General features: G+C 71.8%; 17 protein-coding genes. 13 read left to right on the top strand and 4 right to left on the bottom strand.

Going from position 1 to position 20,003, the window contains the following annotated elements:
* Positions 1–49: 49 nt before the first annotated feature.
* The gene (locus tag DSC45_RS09565) at positions 50–799 is read right to left on the bottom strand and encodes a GntR family transcriptional regulator (RefSeq protein WP_119289046.1); all 750 of its coding nucleotides are present in this window, start codon (positions 797–799) and stop codon (positions 50–52) included.
* A gap of 118 nt (positions 800–917) precedes the next feature.
* On the bottom strand, positions 918–2,231 hold the full coding sequence (gene hmgA, locus DSC45_RS09560; RefSeq protein WP_119289044.1) for a homogentisate 1,2-dioxygenase: 1,314 nt from the start codon (positions 2,229–2,231) through the stop codon (positions 918–920).
* A 184-nt stretch (positions 2,232–2,415) separates the two neighbouring features.
* On the opposite strand from hmgA, the gene DSC45_RS09555 reads away from it, so the two are divergent.
* The 9 genes from DSC45_RS09555 to DSC45_RS09515 all read left to right on the top strand — a co-directional run bounded on the left by DSC45_RS09555 (position 2,416) and on the right by DSC45_RS09515 (position 15,510).
* Positions 2,416–4,497, top strand: coding sequence for a right-handed parallel beta-helix repeat-containing protein (locus DSC45_RS09555; RefSeq protein WP_119289042.1), 2,082 nt, complete (start codon positions 2,416–2,418; stop codon positions 4,495–4,497).
* Between the two features lie 59 nt (positions 4,498–4,556).
* A complete protein-coding gene (locus tag DSC45_RS09550) occupies positions 4,557–5,369 on the top strand; it encodes a cupredoxin domain-containing protein (protein WP_240434566.1) in 813 nt (270 codons plus the stop codon).
* Positions 5,366–6,670 (top strand): hypothetical protein, encoded by a 1,305-nt coding sequence (locus tag DSC45_RS09545; protein WP_119289039.1) that lies wholly within the window; start codon positions 5,366–5,368, stop codon positions 6,668–6,670. Before DSC45_RS09550 ends, DSC45_RS09545 begins: the two co-directional genes overlap by 4 nt.
* Positions 6,671–6,768: 98 nt before the next feature.
* On the top strand, positions 6,769–7,386 hold the full coding sequence (locus DSC45_RS09540; RefSeq protein ID WP_240434552.1) for a TetR/AcrR family transcriptional regulator: 618 nt from the start codon (positions 6,769–6,771) through the stop codon (positions 7,384–7,386).
* A gap of 154 nt (positions 7,387–7,540) precedes the next feature.
* Positions 7,541–9,781, top strand: a complete 2,241-nt coding sequence (locus tag DSC45_RS09535) for a molybdopterin oxidoreductase family protein (RefSeq protein ID WP_119289035.1) — start codon at positions 7,541–7,543, stop codon at positions 9,779–9,781.
* A gap of 192 nt (positions 9,782–9,973) precedes the next feature.
* A complete protein-coding gene (locus tag DSC45_RS09530; RefSeq protein ID WP_119289033.1) occupies positions 9,974–11,476 on the top strand; it encodes a CitMHS family transporter in 1,503 nt (500 codons plus the stop codon).
* 22 nt (positions 11,477–11,498) lie between these two features.
* The gene (locus DSC45_RS09525) at positions 11,499–12,785 is read left to right on the top strand and encodes an MFS transporter (RefSeq protein WP_119289031.1); all 1,287 of its coding nucleotides are present in this window, start codon (positions 11,499–11,501) and stop codon (positions 12,783–12,785) included.
* 127 nt (positions 12,786–12,912) lie between these two features.
* Positions 12,913–14,301 carry an aldehyde dehydrogenase family protein gene (locus DSC45_RS09520; protein ID WP_119289029.1) on the top strand — a complete coding sequence of 463 codons (1,389 nt, stop codon included), beginning with the start codon at positions 12,913–12,915 and terminating at the stop codon, positions 14,299–14,301.
* A 129-nt stretch (positions 14,302–14,430) separates the two neighbouring features.
* Positions 14,431–15,510: a Zn-dependent alcohol dehydrogenase gene (locus DSC45_RS09515; RefSeq protein WP_119289027.1), complete on the top strand. Its 1,080-nt coding sequence runs from the start codon at positions 14,431–14,433 to the stop codon at positions 15,508–15,510.
* A gap of 97 nt (positions 15,511–15,607) precedes the next feature.
* On the opposite strand, the gene DSC45_RS09510 is transcribed toward DSC45_RS09515, so the two are convergent.
* The gene (locus tag DSC45_RS09510) at positions 15,608–16,243 is read right to left on the bottom strand and encodes a TetR/AcrR family transcriptional regulator (protein ID WP_119289025.1); all 636 of its coding nucleotides are present in this window, start codon (positions 16,241–16,243) and stop codon (positions 15,608–15,610) included.
* 64 nt (positions 16,244–16,307) lie between these two features.
* On the opposite strand from DSC45_RS09510, the gene DSC45_RS09505 reads away from it, so the two are divergent.
* Positions 16,308–17,459, top strand: coding sequence for an acyl-CoA dehydrogenase family protein (locus tag DSC45_RS09505; RefSeq protein WP_119289023.1), 1,152 nt, complete (start codon positions 16,308–16,310; stop codon positions 17,457–17,459).
* A gap of 165 nt (positions 17,460–17,624) precedes the next feature.
* Positions 17,625–18,242 carry a TetR/AcrR family transcriptional regulator gene (locus DSC45_RS09500; RefSeq protein WP_119289021.1) on the top strand — a complete coding sequence of 206 codons (618 nt, stop codon included), beginning with the start codon at positions 17,625–17,627 and terminating at the stop codon, positions 18,240–18,242.
* 19 nt (positions 18,243–18,261) lie between these two features.
* Here the strand turns inward: DSC45_RS09500 and DSC45_RS09495 are convergent, their stop codons facing one another.
* Entirely contained in the window at positions 18,262–18,726 is a 465-nt protein-coding gene (locus DSC45_RS09495; RefSeq protein WP_119289019.1) for a MaoC family dehydratase, read from the bottom strand.
* A 126-nt stretch (positions 18,727–18,852) separates the two neighbouring features.
* Here DSC45_RS09495 and soxR point away from each other — a divergent pair, with 126 nt between their 5' ends.
* Together soxR and DSC45_RS09485 are read left to right on the top strand one after the other, a co-directional pair.
* Positions 18,853–19,314: a redox-sensitive transcriptional activator SoxR gene (gene soxR, locus DSC45_RS09490; protein ID WP_119289017.1), complete on the top strand. Its 462-nt coding sequence runs from the start codon at positions 18,853–18,855 to the stop codon at positions 19,312–19,314.
* A 152-nt stretch (positions 19,315–19,466) separates the two neighbouring features.
* Positions 19,467–19,985, top strand: coding sequence for a hypothetical protein (locus DSC45_RS09485; protein ID WP_119289015.1), 519 nt, complete (start codon positions 19,467–19,469; stop codon positions 19,983–19,985).
* Positions 19,986–20,003 lie beyond the last annotated feature (18 nt).

The following is a 20,003-nucleotide window of genomic DNA, read 5'->3' as shown; positions in this document are numbered from 1 at the left end:
CAGGGGGCGGACCTGGGATTGCGGGCACGGGGGAGAAGCGCGGTCGGATTCAGTGCGCGTCGAGGGTCACGGTGAAGGAGAAGCGGTCGCCGCGATAGTGGATGCGCGCCACGTCCAGGACCCGTCCCTCCTCGTCGTAGGTGATGCCGGTGTAGTGCAGGATCGGGCTGAGCAGCGGGACTTCGAGCAGCCGGGCCGTGTCCGGATCGGCCAGGCGGGCCTCCACGGTGTCGGTGATCCGGCTGATCCGGACCCCGACCACGTCCCGCAGGACCTTGGTCATCGGCCAGCGCCGCAGGTCCTCGAGCGTCACGCGGTCGGCGACGTCGGGACGCACCCAGTTGTGGGCGTGGTTCGTCGGCTCGTCGGTCTTCTCGTCGCGGCGCAGCCGGTGGTACGTCGCCACCCGGTCGAGGCCCGGGAAGTGCTCGGCGAGTTCGGGCGGCACCGGGCCGGGGCCGCTGTCCAGGATCCGCGTGTGCATCCCGGACTGCTGGGCGACGATCGCGTCCACCGAACCGAGCAGCCGCACGGGCGCGCCGCGTCGGGCGCTCGGCTCGATGAAGGTGCCGCGCCTGCGGTGCCGGCTGATCAGGCCCTCGTCCTCGAGTTCCTTGAGGGCCTGGCGCATGGTCAGGACGCTCACCCCGTAGTGCAGGGCGAGTTGTTCCTCGGTCGGCAGCCGGAGCGGGGCCTCGGCCGGCCGGCCCAGTATCGAGGCGCGCAGCGACTGCGACACCTGATACCAGAGGGGCAGTTTGCGGTTCAGGACGATCGAGTCCGGTGCAAAGGCGGTCACGACTACTCCGAACTGCTCCGGGCCGGCATGGGGTCGTACGACGTGAGGTCCCTCGTGCGACGGGACGGCTCACGAGGGACGCGCGGTCGGTGGACCGGGTCGCGGCACCGCCGCCCTGTCAGGACCGGAAGTGCCGCTCAAGACCCTGCCACACGTCGTCGTAGCCCGTCTGGAGGTGGTCCGCGGTGGCCGCTGCCGGGGTGAGCGTGACCGGCCAGCGCGTCTCGAACATGAAGGCCAGGCCGTCGTCGATGCGCTGCGGCACGAGGTCCGCCTCGCTGGCCCGCCGGAAGGTGTCCCGGTCCGGGCCGTGCGCCGACATCATGTTGTGCAGCGAGCCGCCGCCCGGCACGAAGCCCTCCGCCTTCGCGTCGTAGGCCCCCTCGATCAGGCCCATGTACTCGCTCATCACGTTCCGGTGGAAGTACGGCGGGCGGAAGGTGTCCTCGCCCACCAGCCAGCGCGGGGCGAAGACGACGAAGTCGACGCCCGCGAGACCCGGGGTGTCGGAGGGGGAGGTGAGGACGGTGAAGATCGACGGGTCGGGGTGGTCGTAGCTGATGGTGCCCATGACGTTGAAGCGGGTCAGGTCGTAGACGTACGGCACGTGGTTCCCGTGCCAGGCGACGACGTCGAGGGGCGAGTGGTCGTAGGTGGCCCGCCAGAGGTTCCCGCAGAACTTGTTGATCACCTCGACGGGTTCCTCGATGTCCTCGTAGGCGGCCGCGGGGGCCTGGAAGTCGCGTGCGTTGGCCAGGCCGTTGGCGCCGATCGGGCCGAGGTCGGGGAGCTGGAACGCCGCCCCGTAGTTCTCGCACACGTATCCGCGGGCGCTGTCCTCGAGCAGTTCGACGCGGAAGCGGACTCCGCGCGGGATCAGGGCGACGTGCCGCGGTTCGGCGTGCAGCAGGCCGAACTCGGTGCGGATCAGCAGTCCGCCGCGCTCGGGGACGATGAGCAGTTCGCCGTCCGCGCTGCTGAACACCCGGCGCTGCATCGAGGAGTTGGCGTGATAGAGGTGCACCGCCATGCCGGTGCGCTGGGCCGCGTCGCCGTTGCCGCCGAGGGTGTGGAGGCCGTCGACGAAGTCGGTGCCCGGGGCCGGATCGGGCAGCGGGTTCCAGCGCAGCCGGTTCGGGTCGGGCACGGAGTCGGTGAACGGTGCGGTGGCGATCCCGCCGTTCCCCGCGCGGGTGAAGGCCGGGTGGGCGGCCGACGGGCGGATCCGGTAGAGCCAGGAGCGGCGGTTGTGCGCGCGGGGCTCGGTGAACGCGGTGCCGCTGAGCTGCTCCGCGTACAGCCCGAGCGGGGCGCGCTGCGGTGAGTTGCGGCCCAGCGGGAGTGCTCCGGGGACCGCCTCCGAGCTGTGTTCGTTGCCGAATCCCGTCAGGTACGTCAGGCCCTCGGCGGTCTTGCGCGGGTCCCCGCTCATGTTCGCTCCCTCGTCACGATTCCTATGTATCACCGTAGGATTCCGCGACCCCGGCGGCAAGAGGGGCGCGACGGCCGGAAGGGCCCGCCCTGCGGCAGGGCTTCGGTACGAGTTCCCGCTCGGTCGGTACGAGTTCCTGTCGGAGGGGGTCAAAAAACATGAGCATTGCTCTACTCTCCCGGGCATGTCCTGGCCCCGCAGGCTCCACGCCGCACTGGCGGCCCTGATCACCGTGCTGCTCGTCGCCCTCCTCGCGCCGGCCGCAGCCGCTCACGAGGAGCGGCCGGTCGCGTTCCCGGACGGCTCGGGCAGCGTGCCCGACCATCGCGGCGGCGCGCCCGACCTCCTGGTCTGCAAGAAGGACCGGAAGGACTTCGAGCGCCGGATCGCCGCCTTCCCCCAGGACCTGCGCAAGCGGAATCTCGAGCTCTTCGACCGCTGCCAGGACAACGGCTTCCAGCATCTTCAGGCGGCGGTGGACGCCGTGGACGAACCCGGCATGAACATCGCGATGCTGCCCGGCCTCTACGAGGAGGAGCCCTCCCAGCCGAAGCCGCGCGGCGCCTGCGCACGCCTCGAGGCCCCCGACTCGCAGCTCGGCTACCAGATCCTGTCGTACGCCCAGCAGAAGCGATGCCCGCACAACCAGAACCTCGTCGCGATCATCGGCAAGAAGAACCTGCAGATCGAGGGCACCGGAGCTGCGCGCACCGATGTCGTCGTCGACGCCAAGTACCGGAAGCTGAACGCCATCCGCGCGGACCGCTCCGACGGGGTCTACTTCAAGAACTTCACCGCCCAGCGGACCACGTTCAACTCCCTCTACGTCCTGGCCGGTGACGGCTTCGTCATCGACGACGTCCTGACCCGCTGGAACGACGAGTACGGCTTCTTGACCTTCGCCAGCGACCACGGCCTGTACAAGGACTGCGAGTCGTACGGCAACGGCGACTCGGGCATCTACCCGGGCAGCGCCTCCGACATCAACAACGGCCGCGGCTACGACGTCCCGCGCTACTCCATCGAGATCACCGGCTGCCACAGCCACCACAACATGGTCGGCTACTCCGGCACCGCGGGCGACTCCGTCTGGGTCCACGACAACGAGTTCGACCACAACATGGGCGGCGCCTCCATGGACTCCGCCTTCCCCGGCCACCCCGGACTGCCGCAGAACCACGCCAAGTTCGAGCGCAACCTGATCCACGACAACAACGAGGACTACTACCGCCACGTCGCCGACGGCACCTGCGCCAAGCCGCCGGCCGAGCGCGGGTACGAGGACGGCGTCGTCTGCCCGCAGATCTCCATGCCACCCGGCTCCGGCATCATCACCGCGGGCGGCAACTGGAACATCTACGAGGACAACTGGGTCTACGGCCACGACCGCGCCGGCTTCTTCCTGAGCGCCGTACCCGCCTTCATCCGCGGCGAGTCGGCCTGGTCCAAGCAGACCGACACGTCCCACCACAACCGGTACGCCGGCAACCGCCTGGGCACCGACAAGGCCGGCCGCGACCGGCCCAACCGTACGGACGTCTGGTGGGACGGCCAGGGCGAGGGCAACTGCTGGCAGGGCGACGCCGGAGCCTCCACCCCGCGCACCCTGCCCACCTGCGGCGAGCGCCGCGGCGACGTCTCCGGCGGCGCCGACCGACTGGCCGGCGAACCCGCCAAGCTCGCCCATCTCCTGGTCTGCGCCGACTACGACGTACGGGCGCGGCGGCTACCGGCGGGCTGCGACTGGTACGGGGCCCGGGGCGTCGAGCGCATCGAGATGCAGCTCGCCGTGGGCACAGCGGCGGTGCTCGCCCTGGTCGGCGGTCTGCTCTGGTGGCGCAGACTCCGGCACGACCGGCTGGCAACGGCCGCTTCTGCGGCGGGACTTGCCGGACTTGGGCTCGACGTGGCCGGCGCCTCGACGGGACTGACCGCCACCTATGTCCCGGCGATCGCGCTGCTGTTGACGGCCGTCTGGTGGATCGGCGTCGGTCTCGCGATACGCCGCGGTGGTCGGTCCGGATTCGGCTGGGTCACCGTCGCGCTCGGTGTCCTCGCCCTGCTCGACGCCTTCGACAAGGCGGTGTGGATGATTCCGTGGATCCCGCTGGGCCCGGCCTGGCTCCGGGCGCTGCTCGGTGTGGTCTGGGTGCTCTGGGCGGTCGTCGCGACGGCCGGCCGTGCGACCGAGCCCGCGGGCGCCGCCGCGCGGGACGGGCAGAGCGGTGGCCCCGCGGCGGCCGGGGCGCAAGGGGCTCCGGCGTGACGGCGGGGCGAGCGGGCGCGCGTACCGCACGGGCGGGGGGCCGGCCGGTGGGTGCCGCCCTGGTCTCCGCGCTGGCGGCCGTCCTTGCCGTCGCCCTCCTGAGCGGTTGTGGAGGCAGGCCGACCACGCACCACAAGCCGGGTACCGGACACGAGGAGGCGAGCGGCCCGGTGGGCGAACTGCTCGAGGCCGAGGACGAGTCCGGCCACCGCCTGCGTCAAGTGCCGCGCGACGACGCCCCGTCGGCCGAGCTGAGCGTACGGCCGGACTCCGAGGACGGCTGGAACGTCAAGGTGTCCGTGAGCAGGTTCCGCTTCACCCCGGACAGTGCCGGCGGCGCGGCCCTGCCGGGGCGCGGGCACGCGCACCTGTACGTGGACGATCACAAGGTGGCCCGGGTGTACGGCAGTTGGCACCATCTGCCGGGCAGTGCGGTGCCGCGTGGAACCCACAAGATCACCATCCGCCTCCATGCGGACGATCACACGGTGTGGGCCGTGGACGGGACGGCGATCGAGGCGAACGCCGAGGTCACTGCGTCGGCCGGCGGCAGCGGACACAGCCACCCCGGTGGCGACGGGGGCGGCGCGGACAAGCCCGAGGGAGCCACCGGCCGGACCGTGAAGATCACCGTGTCCGACGGCGAGGTCGCCCCGGCACCCGGACGTATCGAGGTGAAGAAGGGCGAGCGCATACGCCTGAACGTGACCAGCGACCGCTCCGACACGCTGCATGTGCACGGCTACGACCGCGAGGCGCAACTGTCACCGGGCCGGGCCGCCACCCTGACCTTCACCGCCGACCGCAGCGGGCTCTTCGAGGTCGAGACCCATGAATCGGGGCTGTTGCTGACACAACTGGCGGTCCGGTGAGCCCGGTGGGGCCGGCGCTCCTCGCCCACGGGGTGGGCTCGCAGCACGATCTGCCGATCTCGCCGTTCTACGCCTTCGCCGGTGCCTTCGCAGCGCTGTTCGTCTCGTTCCTCGCGCTCGGTCTGCTCTGGTCCGCATCACGCTTTCGCGGCGACCGGTCGGGGATCGCGCTGCCCGCCGCGGTCGAGCGCGCCGTCGATGCCCGTGCCGTCCGCCTGGTGCTGCGCGGACTCGGCCTGGCTGCCGCGCTGTTCGTCGCACTCCACCTCGTACTCGGCCCCGACGATCCGGAGCGCAATCCGGCGCCCGGGAGCGTCTACGTCCTGTTCTGGGTCGGCCTGGTCCCCGCATCGCTGCTCCTCGGGCCGATCTGGCGCCTGATGAACCCGCTGCGGACCGTGCACCGGCTGCTCCAGCGGGCCGCGCTCGGTGCTCGGCGCGGGGCCGGGCGAACGGACCGGATCCCACCCGCGCGCCTGGGACTGTGGCCCGCCGCGGCCGGCCTGCTCGCCTTCACCTGGCTCGAACTCGCCGCACCCGAGCCCGCGTCCCGCACCACGCTGCTGGTCTTCCTCGGCTGTTACGCGGTACTGCACCTGGTCGCCGCCGCGCGATACGGCGAGGGCTGGTTCGCCCGGGGTGACGCCTTCGAGGCGTACTCGACGCTCGTCGCGCGCCTGTCCCCGTGGGGTCGTCGCCGCGACGGCCGCCTCGTCCTGCGCAACCCTCTGCACGGCCTGGACGCGACGGAGCGGGTGCCCGGACTCGTCGCCGTGGTCTGCGTGATGCTCGGCTCCACCGCGTACGACGGGTTCTCGGACGCACCCTCGTGGATCACCACCGTGCAGACCTCCCCGCTGGGCCGCACCACCACGGCGACGCTCGGTCTGTGCGGTGCGGTGGCCCTGGTAGCGGCTCTGTACGCCCTGTGCGCCGGAGTGACGCGCTTCCTCGGCGGTGCGGAACACCCGCTCGGCGACTTCGCCCACTCGCTCGTACCGATCGCCCTCGGCTATCTCGTCGCCCACTACTTCACCCTCCTCCTCACCGAGGGGCCCCGCACGCTCGCGCTCGCCGCGGGAGCGGACCGACCCGTCGCGCCCGAACCGCCGCTGTCGCCGGGCGGCCTCGCGGTGCTGCAGGTGGTGGCGATCGTGAGCGGCCACGTGCTGGGCGTGGTCGCCGCACACGACCGCTCGGTACGGCTCTTCCCGGCGGCCAAGGCGGTGGCCGGGCAACTGCCCATGCTCGCCCTGATGATCGCGTACACCCTGGGAGGCCTGACGCTGCTCATCGCCTGACCGACGGCTGCCGCCGAATTCGCTCTGCACAGGCACCCGTTGACAAGTCGAAGCCCCGGCGGCCGACCCGCTCAGTCCGCCGACCCTACGTTCGAGGCATGATGGAACATGTGTCCTTCACCCGTTCGACGGCCGGTTCCCTGCGCCGGGAACCCGTCCAGCAGCGCAGCGCGATACGTCTGGCCCGCATTCTCGACGCCTGCGCCACTCTGCTCGACGAGATCGGGTACGAGGAGCTGACGACCCGGGCGGTGGCAGACCGCGCGGGAGTCCCGATCGGCTCGGTGTACCGCTTCTTCGGCAACAAGCGCGCCATGGCCGACGCTCTCGCCGTGCGCAACCTCGACCGTTACGCGGAGCGCATCGAGGACCGGGTCGGTGAACTGCCGCCCGGTGACTGGCGTCCCGCCATCGACGTGGCCCTGGACGAGTACCTGGCGATGAAGCGGGTCGTCCCCGGATTCGCCCTGGTCGACTTCGGCGCACCGTCCGGCGTCGACGTCAACCAACAGGTGGCCGACCGGATCGGCGCGCTCCTCGCGGGACGCCTCGGGCGCCCGCTCGACGAGGGGTTCCGCCGCACCCTGCTGGTCTGCGTGGAGGCGGCCGACGCCCTGCTTCAACTCGCCTTCCGCGCCGACGCCTCCGGAGACGCGGAACTGGTGGCCGAGACGCGCGTCCTGCTGCACGCGTACCTCGCCCAGTCCCTGGACTGACGCACGACGTCCCGCCCCCGGCGTACGCACGCAGTACATCCCGATCCGGACCCACGCCCAACCGATTCCCGCCACCCCCTGCCCGACGTGCATACCAGTCGGTATGCTCCGAGGTGTCAGCGCGCCACCGTAGCCGCCGCCCCCGGGAGGGCTGATGCGTCCCACCGACTCGTCCCGTACCGCCCAGCGTGTCTGCCCGCTCTGCGAGGCCACCTGCGGACTGACCCTCACCATCGAAGGCACCACCGTGAGCGGCGCGCGCGGTGACCGCGACGACGTCTTCAGCAGCGGGTTCATCTGCCCGAAGGGCGCCTCCTTCGGGCAGCTCGACGCGGACCCGGACCGTCTGCGGCGCCCCCTCGTCCGGGAGGGCGGGCGGCTGCGCGAGGCCGACTGGGAGGAGGCGTTCGCCGCGGTGGCCGCGGGGTTGCGCCCGCTGGTTCAGGAGCACGGTCCGGACGCCGTCGGCGTGGTCCTCGGCAATCCGAATGTGCACACCATGGCCGGCCAGCTCTATCCGCCGGTACTGCTCTCCACGCTCGGCACCCGGAATCTGTTCACCGCCAGCACGCTCGACCAGATGCCCAAGCATGTGGCGTGCGGACTGCTGTACGGCGACCCGTTCGCCATTCCCGTGCCCGACCTCGACCGCACCGACCACCTCCTCCTGATCGGCGCCAATCCGCTGGAGTCCAACGGCAGCCTGTGCACCGCCCCGGACTTCCCCGGCCGGCTCAAGGCGCTGAGGCGCCGCGGCGGCACCCTCACCGTCATCGATCCGCGCCGCACCCGCACCGCGGACCTCGCCGACCGCCACGTCCCCGTCCGACCCGGCACCGACGCGCTGCTCCTGGCCGCGCTCGTGCACGTCCTGTACGAGGAAGGACTCACCGCGCCGGGGGCGCTCGCCGAGCACGTCGAGGGCATCGACGAAGTGCGGCGCGCCGTGGCCGAGTTCACCCCCGAGGCGGCCGGCGCCGCCTGTGACGTACCGCCCGCGGAGATCCGCGCCATGGCCCGCGAGCTGGCCGCCGCCGAGACCGCCGCCGTGTACGGCCGCATCGGCAGTTGCACCGTCGCGCACGGGACTCTCGCCAGTTGGCTGGTGGACGTGCTCAACGTGCTCACCGGGAATCTCGACCGCCCGGGCGGTGCGATGTTCCCGCTGTCGGCCACCGCCCGTGCGCCGCGGCCCGCCGGCCCGGGCCGGGGATTCAGGACCGGCCGCACGCACAGCAGGGCCGGGGGCCACCCCGAGGTCAAGGGCGAGTATCCGATCGCCGCCCTCGCCGAGGAGATCGACACCCCGGGAGACGGCCGGATCCGCGCCGTCGTCGCGATCGCCGCCAATCCGGTGCTCTCCGCGCCGGACGGCCACCGGCTCGACCGGGCGCTCGGCGGACTGGACTTCATGGTGAGCGTCGACCCCTATCTGAACGAGACCTCGCGCCACGCGCACGTCGTCCTCCCGCCCCCGCCGCCGTCGCGCAGCCCCCACTTCGACTTCGCCTTCAACGCCCTGGCCGTACGCAATCAGGTCCGCTACAACCGTGCGCCCGTGCCGACCGACGACGGCGTGCCTGGCGAGTCCGAGATCCTCGCCCGGCTGGTCCTCGCCGTGTCCTCCCGCCCCGACGTGCCAACCGGCAGCGTCGACGCCATGGTCGTCGAGCGCGTCCTCGGCAAGGCCGTGTCCGATCCGCTGCAGAGTGTGTACGGACGCGACCCCGGAGAGCTCGCCGGCCTGCTCAGCGGGGACGACGGCACCGAGCGGCGGCTCGACATGATGCTCCGGCTCGGCCCGTACGGAGACGGCTTCGGCGCCGACCCGGACGGTCTGACCCTGGACCGGCTGCTCGACCGCCCGCACGGTATCGACCTCGGCCCGCTCGAGCCGCGCGTCCCGCAGGTCCTGTCCACCCGCTCCGGCCGTATCGAGCTGTACCCGCAGGCGATCGCCGACGACCTGCCACGACTGCGCCGGGCACTACGTGACCGGCCCGCGGGGCTGGTCCTCGTCGGCCGCCGCCACCTACGGTCCAACAACAGCTGGATGCACAACGTGCCGTCCCTGAACGGCGGTTCCAACCGCTGCACGCTCCAGATCCACCCCGAGGACGCGGCCCGCCTCGGCGTCACCGACGGCGCCCTGGTCAGCGTCAAGAGCGACGGCGGCGAGGTGGTCGCACCGGCCGAGCTCACCGACACGGTCCGCGCCGGCGTGGTGAGCCTCCCGCACGGCTGGGGCCACGACCGCCCGGAAACCCGGATGTCGGTGGCGGCCGCCCGGCCCGGCGTGAACAGCAACCAGCTGCTCGACGGTTCGCTGCTCGACCCGCTCTCCGGGACGGCCGTACTGAACGGCGTACCCGTCCAGATCGGTCCTGCCGGCTGAGGGGTCGCCCGCGGGTGTTTGCGCAGGCAGGTGGGCCCGTATCCGACCGATCGACCGTCACGCGGCTGTGACCTGGAGTTTTGCGCGTATTGCTCGCGCGTCAACTACTTGTTAACAAAAGTTTTCGCGCCCTAACGTCGTCCGGAACCGCCGTCCCAGGTGGGAGTTCAAAGGCGAACGTTAGGTATCTCCATGCTGACCATCCTTGGCTTCGCCATGATCGCGACCTTCCTGGTCCTGATCATGCTGAAGAAGATGTCGCCGATCGCGGCTCTGGTCCTGATCCCCGCGCTGTTCTGCGTGTTCGTGGGTCAGGGGGCGCAACTCGGTGACTACGTCCTCGAAGGCGTCACGGATCTCGCGCCCACCGCGGCGATGCTGATGTTCGCGATCGTCTACTTCGGCGTGATGATCGACGTCGGCCTCTTCGACCCGATCGTCCGGGCGATCCTTCGCTTCTGCCAGGCCGACCCGATGCGCATCGTCGTCGGTACCGCCGTGCTCGCGGCGATCGTCTCGCTCGACGGCGACGGTTCGACCACGTTCATGATCACGGTCTCGGCGATGTACCCCCTGTACAAGCGCCTCAAGATGAGCCTGGTCGTGATGACCGGTGTCGCGGCCATGGCCAACGGCGTGATGAACACCCTGCCCTGGGGCGGACCGACGGCCCGTGTCGCGACCGCGCTGAAGCTCGACGCGACCGAGGTCTTCGTACCGATGGTCCCCGCGCTCGCCGTCGGCCTGGTCGCCGTCCTGTTCCTGGCGTACGTCCTCGGCCTGCGCGAGCGCAAGCGCCTCGGCGTGCTCACCCTGGACGAGGCGCTCGGCCGCGAGGCGAACGAGTCGGAGACGGTGCTGGTCGGTGCCGGGGACGGGGCGGCGGCCGAGGGTGACTCCGGCACGTCGGGCCGGGGCGACGGACGTCTTCGTAAGGCCGCTCGAGGCAAGTCCGCCGGGTCGGGGGCGACTGCCGGAGCGGGCGCCGCGGCCGTCAGCGGGGCCTCGGGAGGAGCTCCGGCGTCCGCCGCTCCCGCGGACGACGACGAGGCCTTCCAGGCCCTCGATCCGAACCGGCCGACGCTGCGCCCCAAGCTGTACTGGTTCAACGCGCTCCTCACCGTCGCGCTGCTGACCGCCATGATCATGCAGCTGCTGCCGATCCCGGTGCTGTTCCTGCTCGGCGCCGCCCTCGCCCTGACGGTCAACTTTCCGCACATGCCCGACCAGAAGGCCCGGATCGGCGCGCACGCGGAGAACGTCCTGAACGTCTCCGGCATGGTCTTCGCCGCAGCCGTCTTCACCGGAGTGCTGCAGGGCACCGGCATGGTGGACCACATGGCCAAGTGGCTGGTCGGCGCGATCCCGGACTCCATGGGCCCGCACATGGGCCTGGTCACCGGCCTGCTCTCCGTCCCGTTGACGTACTTCATGTCCAACGACGGCTTCTACTTCGGCATCGTGCCGGTCCTCGCGGAAGCGGGCGCCGCACACGGCATCTCGCCCGTCGAGATCGCCCGCGCCTCCCTCGTCGGCCAGCCGCTGCACATGTCGAGCCCGCTGGTACCCGCGGTGTACGTCCTGGTCGGCATGGCCAAGGTCGAGTTCGGCGACCACACCCGGTTCACCGTCAAATGGGCGGCGCTGACCTGCCTGGTGGTGCTCGGCGCCGGGCTGCTGTTCGGGACCATCTGAGTGTTGGGGATCATCTGAGGTCATGAGCGACAACCAGGAGCCCGGCAGGGGCTGGCTGCTTCGCCTCGTCATCGCCTTCAGCTTCGCGCAGGCGGCGGTGTCGATGGCGCGGCCCGCCGTCTCCTACCGGGCTCTCGCCCTGGGCGCCGACGAACGCGCCGTGGGCGTCATCGCCGGCGTCTACGCGCTGCTCCCGCTCTTCGCCGCCGTACCGCTCGGCCGTCGTACCGACCACGGGCGCTGCGCACCGCTGCTTCCGGTCGGCGTCGTCCTCATCTCGGGTGGCTGCGCGCTCAGCGGTGTCGCCGGATCGCTTCCGGCGATGGCCGCCTTCAGCGGGGTGATGGGCCTCGGCCACCTCTGCTTCGTCATCGGTGCACAGTCCCTCGTGGCCCGGCAGTCGGCCCCGGACCAACAGGACCGCAACTTCGGCCACTTCACCATCGGCGCCTCGCTCGGCCAGCTGATCGGCCCGGTCGCGGCCGGTTGGCTGATCTCGGCACGGGACGGAGAACTGGACCGGACCAGCGCGCTCGCCCTCGTCGTGGCCGCGGTGGTCGGAGCCGTCTCGCTCACCTCCACCTGGCGTCTCGAGCACCGGCGCGACTGCGCTCCGGCGCCGGAGCGCGCGGACCGGGTGCCGGTCGGCGGGATACTGCGTACGCGCGGCGTCCCGGCCGGCATCTTCATCAGCCTGGCGGTGCTCTCCGCCACCGACATCCTCACCGCCTATCTCCCGGTCGTCGGCGAGCACCGGGGTATCGCTCCCGCCACCGTCGGTGTGCTGCTGAGCCTGAGGGCGGCTGCCACGGTGGCGTGCCGGCTGGTGATGACTCCGATGATCCGGCTGTTCGGCCGTACCGCCCTGCTGACCGTGACCTGCCTGATCGCGGCCCTGTTGTGCGCCGCGGTCGCACTGCCGCTGCCGGTCGCGGCACTGGCCGTGGTCCTGTCCGTGCTCGGATTCTGCCTCGGGGTCGGGCAGCCCCTGTCCATGACCACGGTCGTCCAGGCGGCGCCCGACAGCGCACGTTCCACGGCCCTGGCCCTGCGCCTGACCGGCAACCGCCTCGGCCAGGTCGCGGCCCCCGCGGCGGCCGGCCTGATCGCGGGCGTGGCCGGTGTCGGCGCCCCGTTCCTCACCCTCGGCGCCCTGTTGCTCGGCGCCGCGGGGCTCAGTCTGCGGGGCGGCGGGCGTACCGGACAGCGCCCCCGCCGTCCGCTGCGGCCGGCGAGGAAGGAGCGCGGTGAGCGGCCCGAAGCGCGGACCGGCCAGATCCCGGAGGCCGCCCGCCGCGACGGGGGTTAGGGGTACGGGCCCAGGGAGCCTGCTGTTCGACCGGCTCGCAGCGCGGTCGGCTCCGTGAGGCACTGGCGTCTGAAAACTAACACCGCTAGTTTGGGTCGGACGACGCAGCGATGCCTGGAGGACAGCGATGAAGGCCCATGACGCGATGTACATCGGTGGCGAGTGGCGAGCCGCCGCGGGCCAGGACGGGATCGAGGTGGTCAACCCGGTCGACGAGCAGGTGATCGCGACCGTCCCGGCCGGCACCGTGGAGGACGTGGACGCGGCCGTGCGCGCCGCCCGAGCCGCGCTGCCCGGCTGGGCGGCGACTCCGCCCGCCGAACGCGGCGCCAAGCTGGCCGCCCTGCGGGACGTACTCGCCGCCCGCAAGGACGAGATCGCGGAGACCGTCACCGCCGAACTCGGCTCGCCGATCGGCTTCTCGCAGGCCGTGCACGCGAGCGTGCCGATCGCGGTGGCCGGTTCCTACGCCGAACTCGCCGCCACGTACCCCTTCGAGGAGCGCATCGGGAACTCCACCGTGCTGCACGAACCGATCGGCGTGGTCGGCGCGGTCACCCCCTGGAACTACCCGCTGCACCAGATCGTCGCCAAGGCGGCGCCCGCGCTGGCGGCCGGCTGCACGATGGTGCTCAAGCCGGCCGAGGACACCCCGCTTGTCGCCCAGCTTTTCGCCGAGGCCGTACACGAAGCGGGGCTTCCCGCAGGCGTGTTCAACCTCGTCACCGGGCGCGGCCCGGAGGCCGGGCAGGCGCTGGTCACCCACGAGGGCGTGGACCTCGTCTCGTTCACCGGCTCCACCGCGGTCGGCCGGCAGATCGGCGCCGCGGCCGGCGCCGCGGTCAAGCCCGTCGCCCTCGAACTCGGCGGCAAGTCGGCGAACGTCATCCTGCCGGGCGCGGACCTCGCCAAGGCGGTCAACGTCGGCGTCGCCAACGTCATGTCCAACTCCGGCCAGACGTGCAGCGCCTGGACCCGCATGCTGGTGCACCGCGACGCGTACGACGAGGCGGTGTCGCTGGCCGGGGCCGCCGCGGCCAAGTACGGCGACCGTATCGGCCCCGTGGTGAACGCCAAGCAGCACGACCGGGTCCGCGGATACATCGAGAAGGGCGTGGCCGAGGGTGCCAGGGTCGTCGCGGGCGGCGCCGAACCGCCGCACGAGCGGGGCTACTTCGTCAGCCCCACCGTCTTTGCCGACGTCACCCCGGAGATGACCGTCGCCCAGGAGGAGATCTTCGGCCCCGTCCTGTCCCTCATCGCGTACGAGGACGAGGACGACGCCGTCCGTATCGCCAACGGCACGGTGTACGGCCTCGCGGGCGCCGTCTGGGCGGCCGACGAGGACACGGCGGTGGCCTTCGCCCGCCGCCTGGAGACCGGGCAGGTCGACATCAACGGCGGACGCTTCAACCCGCAGGCCCCGTTCGGTGGTTACAAGCAGTCGGGCGTGGGGCGCGAACTGGGTCCGCACGGGCTCGGGGAGTACCTGCAGACGAAATCCCTGCAGTTCTGACGCGGGCGGGGGCGGGTGTCAGGTGTGCCCCCTCGCGTCACCCCGCCCCCGTCGCCCGTATCCCGCCCCGCCCGTATCCCGCCCCTCCCGTATCCCTACCGCCCCCCCGTACCCGGAGGCATCGAGAACATGGTCCGCGCCGCTGTCCTGCCCGCCGTCGGAGCCCCGCTGGAGATCGCCGAGATCGAGCTGCCCGAGCCGGGCCCCGGCCAGGTGCGGGTCCGTCTCGCCGCCGCCGGCGTCTGCCACTCCGACCTCTCGCTCGCCGACGGCACCATGCGGGTGCCCACACCGTGCGTACTCGGCCACGAGGGCGCCGGTACCGTGCTCGCCGTCGGCGAGGGGGTCACGGCGGTACGGGCCGGTTCCGAGGTGATCCTCAACTGGGCGCCGTCCTGCGGCACTTGCCCGGCGTGCCTGATCGGCGAGGGGTGGCTGTGCGACAACGCACTCGCCGGTGCCGCCTCCGTCTACGCCCGCAGGCCGGACGGTACCGAACTGCATCCGGGACTCAACGTCGCCGCCTTCGCCGAGGAGACCGTCGTCTCCGAGAACTGCCTGCTGCCGGTGCCGGACGGCATCGACCTCGCCGACGCGGCCCTGCTCGGCTGCGCCGTCCTGACCGGCTACGGGGCCGTGCACCACTCGGCCGCGGTGCGCGAGGGCGAGTCCGTCGTGGTGTACGGCGTCGGGGGCGTCGGCCTCGCGACGCTGCAGGCCGCGCGGATCGCGGGCGCCGGGCGGATCGTCGCGGTCGACGTGTCGCCCGGGAAAGAAGCCCTCGCGCTCGCCGCCGGCGCCACGGACTACGTACTCGCCTCGGACAAGACGGCCAAGGAGGTACGCGGGCTGACCGGCGGCCGCGGCGCGGACGTCGCGGTGGAGTGTGTGGGCCGGGCGCAGACCATCCGTACGGCCTGGGAGTCCACGCGACGCGGCGGACGTACGACGGTGGTGGGCATCGGAGGCAAGGACCAGCAGGTCACGTTCAACGCACTGGAGATCTTCCACTGGGGCAGGACGCTCGCGGGATGCGTCTACGGCAACTGCGATCCCGCGGTGGACCTGCCGGTGCTGGCGGACCATGCGCGATCGGGCCGCCTCGACCTCCGGTCCCTGGTGACCGACCGCATCGACCTCGACGGGATCCCGGCGGCATTCGACGCGATGCGTCAGGCGCGCGGCGGACGCGCCCTGATCGTCTTCTAGCCGGTCCTAGCCGGTCCTAGCCGGTCCTGGCCGGTCCTGGCCGGTCCTGGCCGAGACGGGACGGGCCGGCCCGCCCGGGCGCTCGAGGGCGAGCGCCTCACAGCTCCCGGTACTGCATCTCGAGCCCCGCCAGAAGCGCGGCGAGCCCCACCTCGAAGGCCCGCTCGTCCACCTTCTCCTGCCGCTCCGCGAGCAGATGCGCCTGCCCCAGGTGCGGATAGTCCGCAGGGTCGTACGCCGCCCGGTCGTCCGGGAAGCCCCCGGCGAACGACCCGAGCGCCGACCCCGTGACGAAGTACCGCATCAGCGCTCCGATCGACGTGGCCTGCGCCGCCGGCCAGCCCGCCGCGGTCATCGCGCCGAACACCGCGTCCGCGAGCCGCAGGCCGGCCGGCCGGTGCCCGGGCCCGTGCGCGAGCACCGGCACGATGTGCGGGTGCTCGAGCAGTGCGCGCCGGTAGGACACCGCCCAGTCGTGCAGCGCCGTGCGCCAGTCCCGCTCGTCACCGGGGTCGAACATCGACAGGTCGACCTGCGCGCTCACCGAGTCGGCGACCGCCTCCAGGATCTGGTCCTTGGTGCGGAAGTGGTTGTAGAGCGAGGGCCCGCTGACGCCGAGCTCCGCCGCGAGACGCCGTGTGGAGACCGCCGCCAGGCCCTCGGCGTCCACCAGGGCGGCGGCCGTCGCGACGATGCGTTCCGTACTCAGCAGGGGCTTGCGCGGTCGGGCCATGCGGCTCATAGTAGGCCCACCGACGCCAAAACTAGCAGTGTTAATTAAGGGTGGGTGGAACCCGGTGAACCTGGAGCTCAGCGAGGAGCAGACCGCCGTCAGGCAGCTCGCCCGCGACTTCGTCCAGCGCGAGATCGCGCCGCACGTGCGGGACTGGGACCGGGCCGAGAGCGTCGACCGCTCGGTGGTCGCCAAGCTCGGTGAGGTGGGATTCCTGGGTCTCACCGTCGACGAGAGGTACGGCGGCTCGGGCGGCGACCACCTCGCGTACTGCCTGGTGACCGAGGAGCTCGGCCGCGGCGACTCCTCGGTGCGCGGCATCGTCTCGGTGTCGCTCGGCCTGGTGGCCAAGACCGTCGCCGCCTGGGGGAGTGAGGAGCAGAAGCGGCAGTGGCTGCCGCGGCTCACCTCGGGCGACGCCCTCGGCTGCTTCGGCCTGACCGAACCGGGCACCGGCTCGGACGCGGGGAACCTGGCCACCCGGGCGGTACGCGACGGCACGGACTACGTCGTCGACGGCACCAAGATGTTCATCACGAACGGCACGTGGGCCGACGTCGTCCTGCTCTTCGCCCGCACCGGCGACGAGCCCGGCCATCGGGGCGTCTCGGCGTTCCTGGTGCCCACCGACAGCCCTGGCCTGAGCCGCCGCACCATCCACGGCAAGCTCGGCCTGCGCGGCCAGGCCACCGCCGAGGTGGTGCTCGAAGGTGTGCGGGTGCCGGCGAGCGCCATGCTCGGCCCCGCGGGCAAGGGCTTCTCGGTGGCCATGTCGGCCCTGGCCAAGGGGCGGATGTCGGTGGCGGCCGGCTGTGTCGGCATCGCGCAGGCCGCCCTGGACGCGTCCCTCGGGTACGCGGGTGAGCGCGAGCAGTTCGGCAAGCCGATCGCGGGCCACCAGCTGGTGCAGGAACTCATCAGCGACATGGCCGTCGACGTCGACGCGGCCCGGCTGCTCACCTGGCGGGTGGCCGATCTGATCGACCGCGGCGAGCCCTTCGTCACGGAGTCCTCGAAGGCCAAACTCTTCGCCTCGGAGGCCGCGGTCCGCGCGGCGAACAACGCCATCCAGGTGTTCGGCGGCTACGGCTACATCGACGAGTACTCGGTCGGCAAACTCCTGCGCGACGCCCGGGTGATGACGCTGTACGAGGGCACGAGCCAGATCCAGAAGCTGGTCATCGGCCGGGCCCTGACGGGCGTATCCGCCTTCTGACCGTGGCCTGATCGCGCCCGCCTCCCGGTCCCGGCCCCGTCCTGCGTGCCGTACGTCCTAAGCGCTTGCTCAGCGATAGGGGTAGGGTGCAGTCCTGCCGGAGGGCGACGGGCCGATTCCGTCGTGCCGCCGGCCATACCCGCGGACGTGGCGAGAGGGGCGACGATGGACACGGCGGAGCCGACCGAGGGCGCGGCATGGGACGAGGTCACCCCTGACGCGGCCAGGCGACTCCTCGTCGCGGCGGTGGAGGCCTTCGCCGAGCAGGGCTACCACGCGACGACCACCCGGGACATCGCGGGCCGTGCCGGCATGAGCCCGGCCGCGCTCTACATCCACTACAAGACCAAGGAAGAGCTGCTGCACCGCATCAGCCGCCTCGGTCACCTGAAGGCCGTCCGGATCCTGCAGGCCGCGGCCGACGCCGAGGGCGCCGCCGTCGAACGCCTCTCCCACGCGGTCAGCAGCTTCGTGGTCTGGCACGCCGAGCAGCACACCACGGCCCGGGTGGTCCAGTACGAGCTGGACGCGCTCGGCCCCGAGCACCGCACGGAAGTGGTGGACCTGCGCAGGCAGTGCGACGCCGCCGTCCGCCGCATCCTGCTCGACGGCGTACGGGACGGCGAGTTCGACGTCCCCGACGTGCCCGGCACCGCACTCGCCGTGATGTCGCTCTGCATCGACGTGGCCCGCTGGTTCAACGCGTCCGGGCGCCGCACACCCGACGAGGTCGGCGCTCTCTACGCCGACCTCGTCAACAGGATGGTCCGATCCGGCGCCTGAGGCCGGCTCCGGGCCGCGCTCAGAAGTAGAAGCGGGACACCGACTCGGCGACGCAGGCGGGCTTGTCGGCGCCCTCGCGCTCCACGGTGACCGTGGTGGTCAGCTGGACGCCGCCGTCGGAGGTCTCGCTGACGTCCTTCAGTACGCCCGAGGCGCGCAGCCGGGAGCCGACCGGCACGGGGGAGGGGAAGCGGACCTTGTTGGTGCCGTAGTTGATGCCCATGCGGACACCCTCGACGCGCATGATCTGCGGCACCAGCGTCGGCAGCAGCGACAGCGTGAGATAACCGTGCGCGATGGTGGTGCCGAAGGGGCCGTCCGCCGCCTTCTGAGGGTCCACGTGGATCCACTGGTGGTCGCCGGTGGCCTCGGCGAAGCGGTCGATCCGCGGCTGGTCGATCTCCAGCCAGTCGCCGGTGCCGAGCTGCTCGCCGACGGCGGCCTTCAGCTCGTCGGCGGAGGTGAAGATCCTTGGCTCTGCCATGTTCCATGCCTCCCGAGGGGTCATTTCTAAGCGCTTGCTCAGCATGGTCGCGCACCGGTCCGCTGTCAACGGAAGGCCCACCCCCGGTCGCCGCCGCCGGCCTGTACCCCGATTAGGGTTTCAGGGGTGCCGCAGATTCCAGAGAAGATCCATGAGCTCACCGTCGGCCAGCTGTCGGCCCGCAGCGGTGCGGCCGTATCCGCCCTGCACTTCTACGAGTCCAAGGGCCTGATCAGCAGCCGCCGCACCTCCGGCAACCAGCGCCGCTACGGCCGCGACGCCCTGCGCCGCGTCGCTTTCGTACGTGCCGCCCAGCGCGTCGGCATCCCGCTCGCCACCATCCGGGACGCGCTCGCGGAACTGCCCGAGGAGCGCACCCCCAACCGCGAGGACTGGGCCCGGCTCTCCGAGGCCTGGCGCTCCGAACTCGACGCCCGTATCAAGCAGTTGGGCCGCCTGCGCGACCACCTGACCGACTGCATCGGCTGCGGCTGTCTGTCGCTCGAGACCTGCGTGCTGTCCAATCCGGACGACGTCTTCGGCGAACGGCTCACCGGCTCCCGCCTCTACGCGGAACACCGCTCCTGATCCACACGGAGCACAGCTCCGGGCGAACGGCCCCCGGTGGCCGGACTGTTGGGCGGGCGGTGCGCGGGGTACGGGCAGGGTGCGGCGACGCAGCAGGCGTCGGGAGCGGTCCGTGGGACGCGGGCCCGGCCGTGAAACCGTGAGGAGCGCCGATGGGACTCGCCATCTGTTCACTGAAGTGGGACGTCGAGCAGTCACCGAAGCAGAACATCGACTACGACAGCGACGGCTACCACCTCGTGCGGTTCCCCTACGAGCAGGACGAGGAGTCGTACGACCCCTGGAAGATGCACGACCCGGCGCAGGGCGGCGGGGATCCCTCCAAGTTCCCCGACGGCCGCTCGGGGCTCATCTGGCCGAGCCACGAAGGCTGGGGCGTGCTCTCCGCGATGGTCTTCTGGGAGGCGGACAGCAAGCCCACCGAGTACCGGGCGCGCTTCGTCCGCGATCCGCTGGACGCGGGATCCGGCTACGACTCGACGGCCACCACCGACTCCGCGCCGACCGGCGGTGGCCAGTACCGCAGTTACGTCTGGCAGATGTTCGTACACAAGGGAGTGCCGCTCGGCCTCAAGATCTCGGCCCGCGGGCGGGGCGACGCGAAGGTCGCGACGCCGCTGATGCACGCCCAGTTCAAGCTGGCCATCCACACGGACGTGCTCACGCCCTGACGGCGCGCCTCCGCGCCC

The organism is Streptomyces sp. YIM 130001 (genome assembly GCF_003574445.1).
Taxonomy (GTDB): Bacteria; Actinomycetota; Actinomycetes; order Streptomycetales; family Streptomycetaceae; genus Streptomyces.
Note: the sequence above shows the minus strand (reverse complement) of the source record. Positions and strands in the feature narration are given on the sequence as shown.

What these genes read in the sequence shown, in the direction of transcription:
- hmgA (WP_119289044.1), bottom strand. Translation starts at nt 2,231, where the DNA reads ATGAGCGGGGACCCGCGCAAGACCGCCGAGGGCCTGACGTACCTGACG.
- DSC45_RS09555 (WP_119289042.1), top strand. Translation starts at nt 2,416, where the DNA reads ATGTCCTGGCCCCGCAGGCTCCACGCCGCACTGGCGGCCCTGATCACC.
- DSC45_RS09540 (WP_240434552.1), top strand. Translation starts at nt 6,769, where the DNA reads ATGATGGAACATGTGTCCTTCACCCGTTCGACGGCCGGTTCCCTGCGC.
- DSC45_RS09535 (WP_119289035.1), top strand. Translation starts at nt 7,541, where the DNA reads ATGCGTCCCACCGACTCGTCCCGTACCGCCCAGCGTGTCTGCCCGCTC.
- DSC45_RS09530 (WP_119289033.1), top strand. Translation starts at nt 9,974, where the DNA reads ATGCTGACCATCCTTGGCTTCGCCATGATCGCGACCTTCCTGGTCCTG.
- DSC45_RS09525 (WP_119289031.1), top strand. Translation starts at nt 11,499, where the DNA reads ATGAGCGACAACCAGGAGCCCGGCAGGGGCTGGCTGCTTCGCCTCGTC.
- DSC45_RS09520 (WP_119289029.1), top strand. Translation starts at nt 12,913, where the DNA reads ATGAAGGCCCATGACGCGATGTACATCGGTGGCGAGTGGCGAGCCGCC.
- DSC45_RS09515 (WP_119289027.1), top strand. Translation starts at nt 14,431, where the DNA reads ATGGTCCGCGCCGCTGTCCTGCCCGCCGTCGGAGCCCCGCTGGAGATC.
- DSC45_RS09510 (WP_119289025.1), bottom strand. Translation starts at nt 16,243, where the DNA reads ATGGCCCGACCGCGCAAGCCCCTGCTGAGTACGGAACGCATCGTCGCG.
- DSC45_RS09500 (WP_119289021.1), top strand. Translation starts at nt 17,625, where the DNA reads ATGGACACGGCGGAGCCGACCGAGGGCGCGGCATGGGACGAGGTCACC.
- DSC45_RS09495 (WP_119289019.1), bottom strand. Translation starts at nt 18,726, where the DNA reads ATGGCAGAGCCAAGGATCTTCACCTCCGCCGACGAGCTGAAGGCCGCC.
- DSC45_RS09485 (WP_119289015.1), top strand. Translation starts at nt 19,467, where the DNA reads ATGGGACTCGCCATCTGTTCACTGAAGTGGGACGTCGAGCAGTCACCG.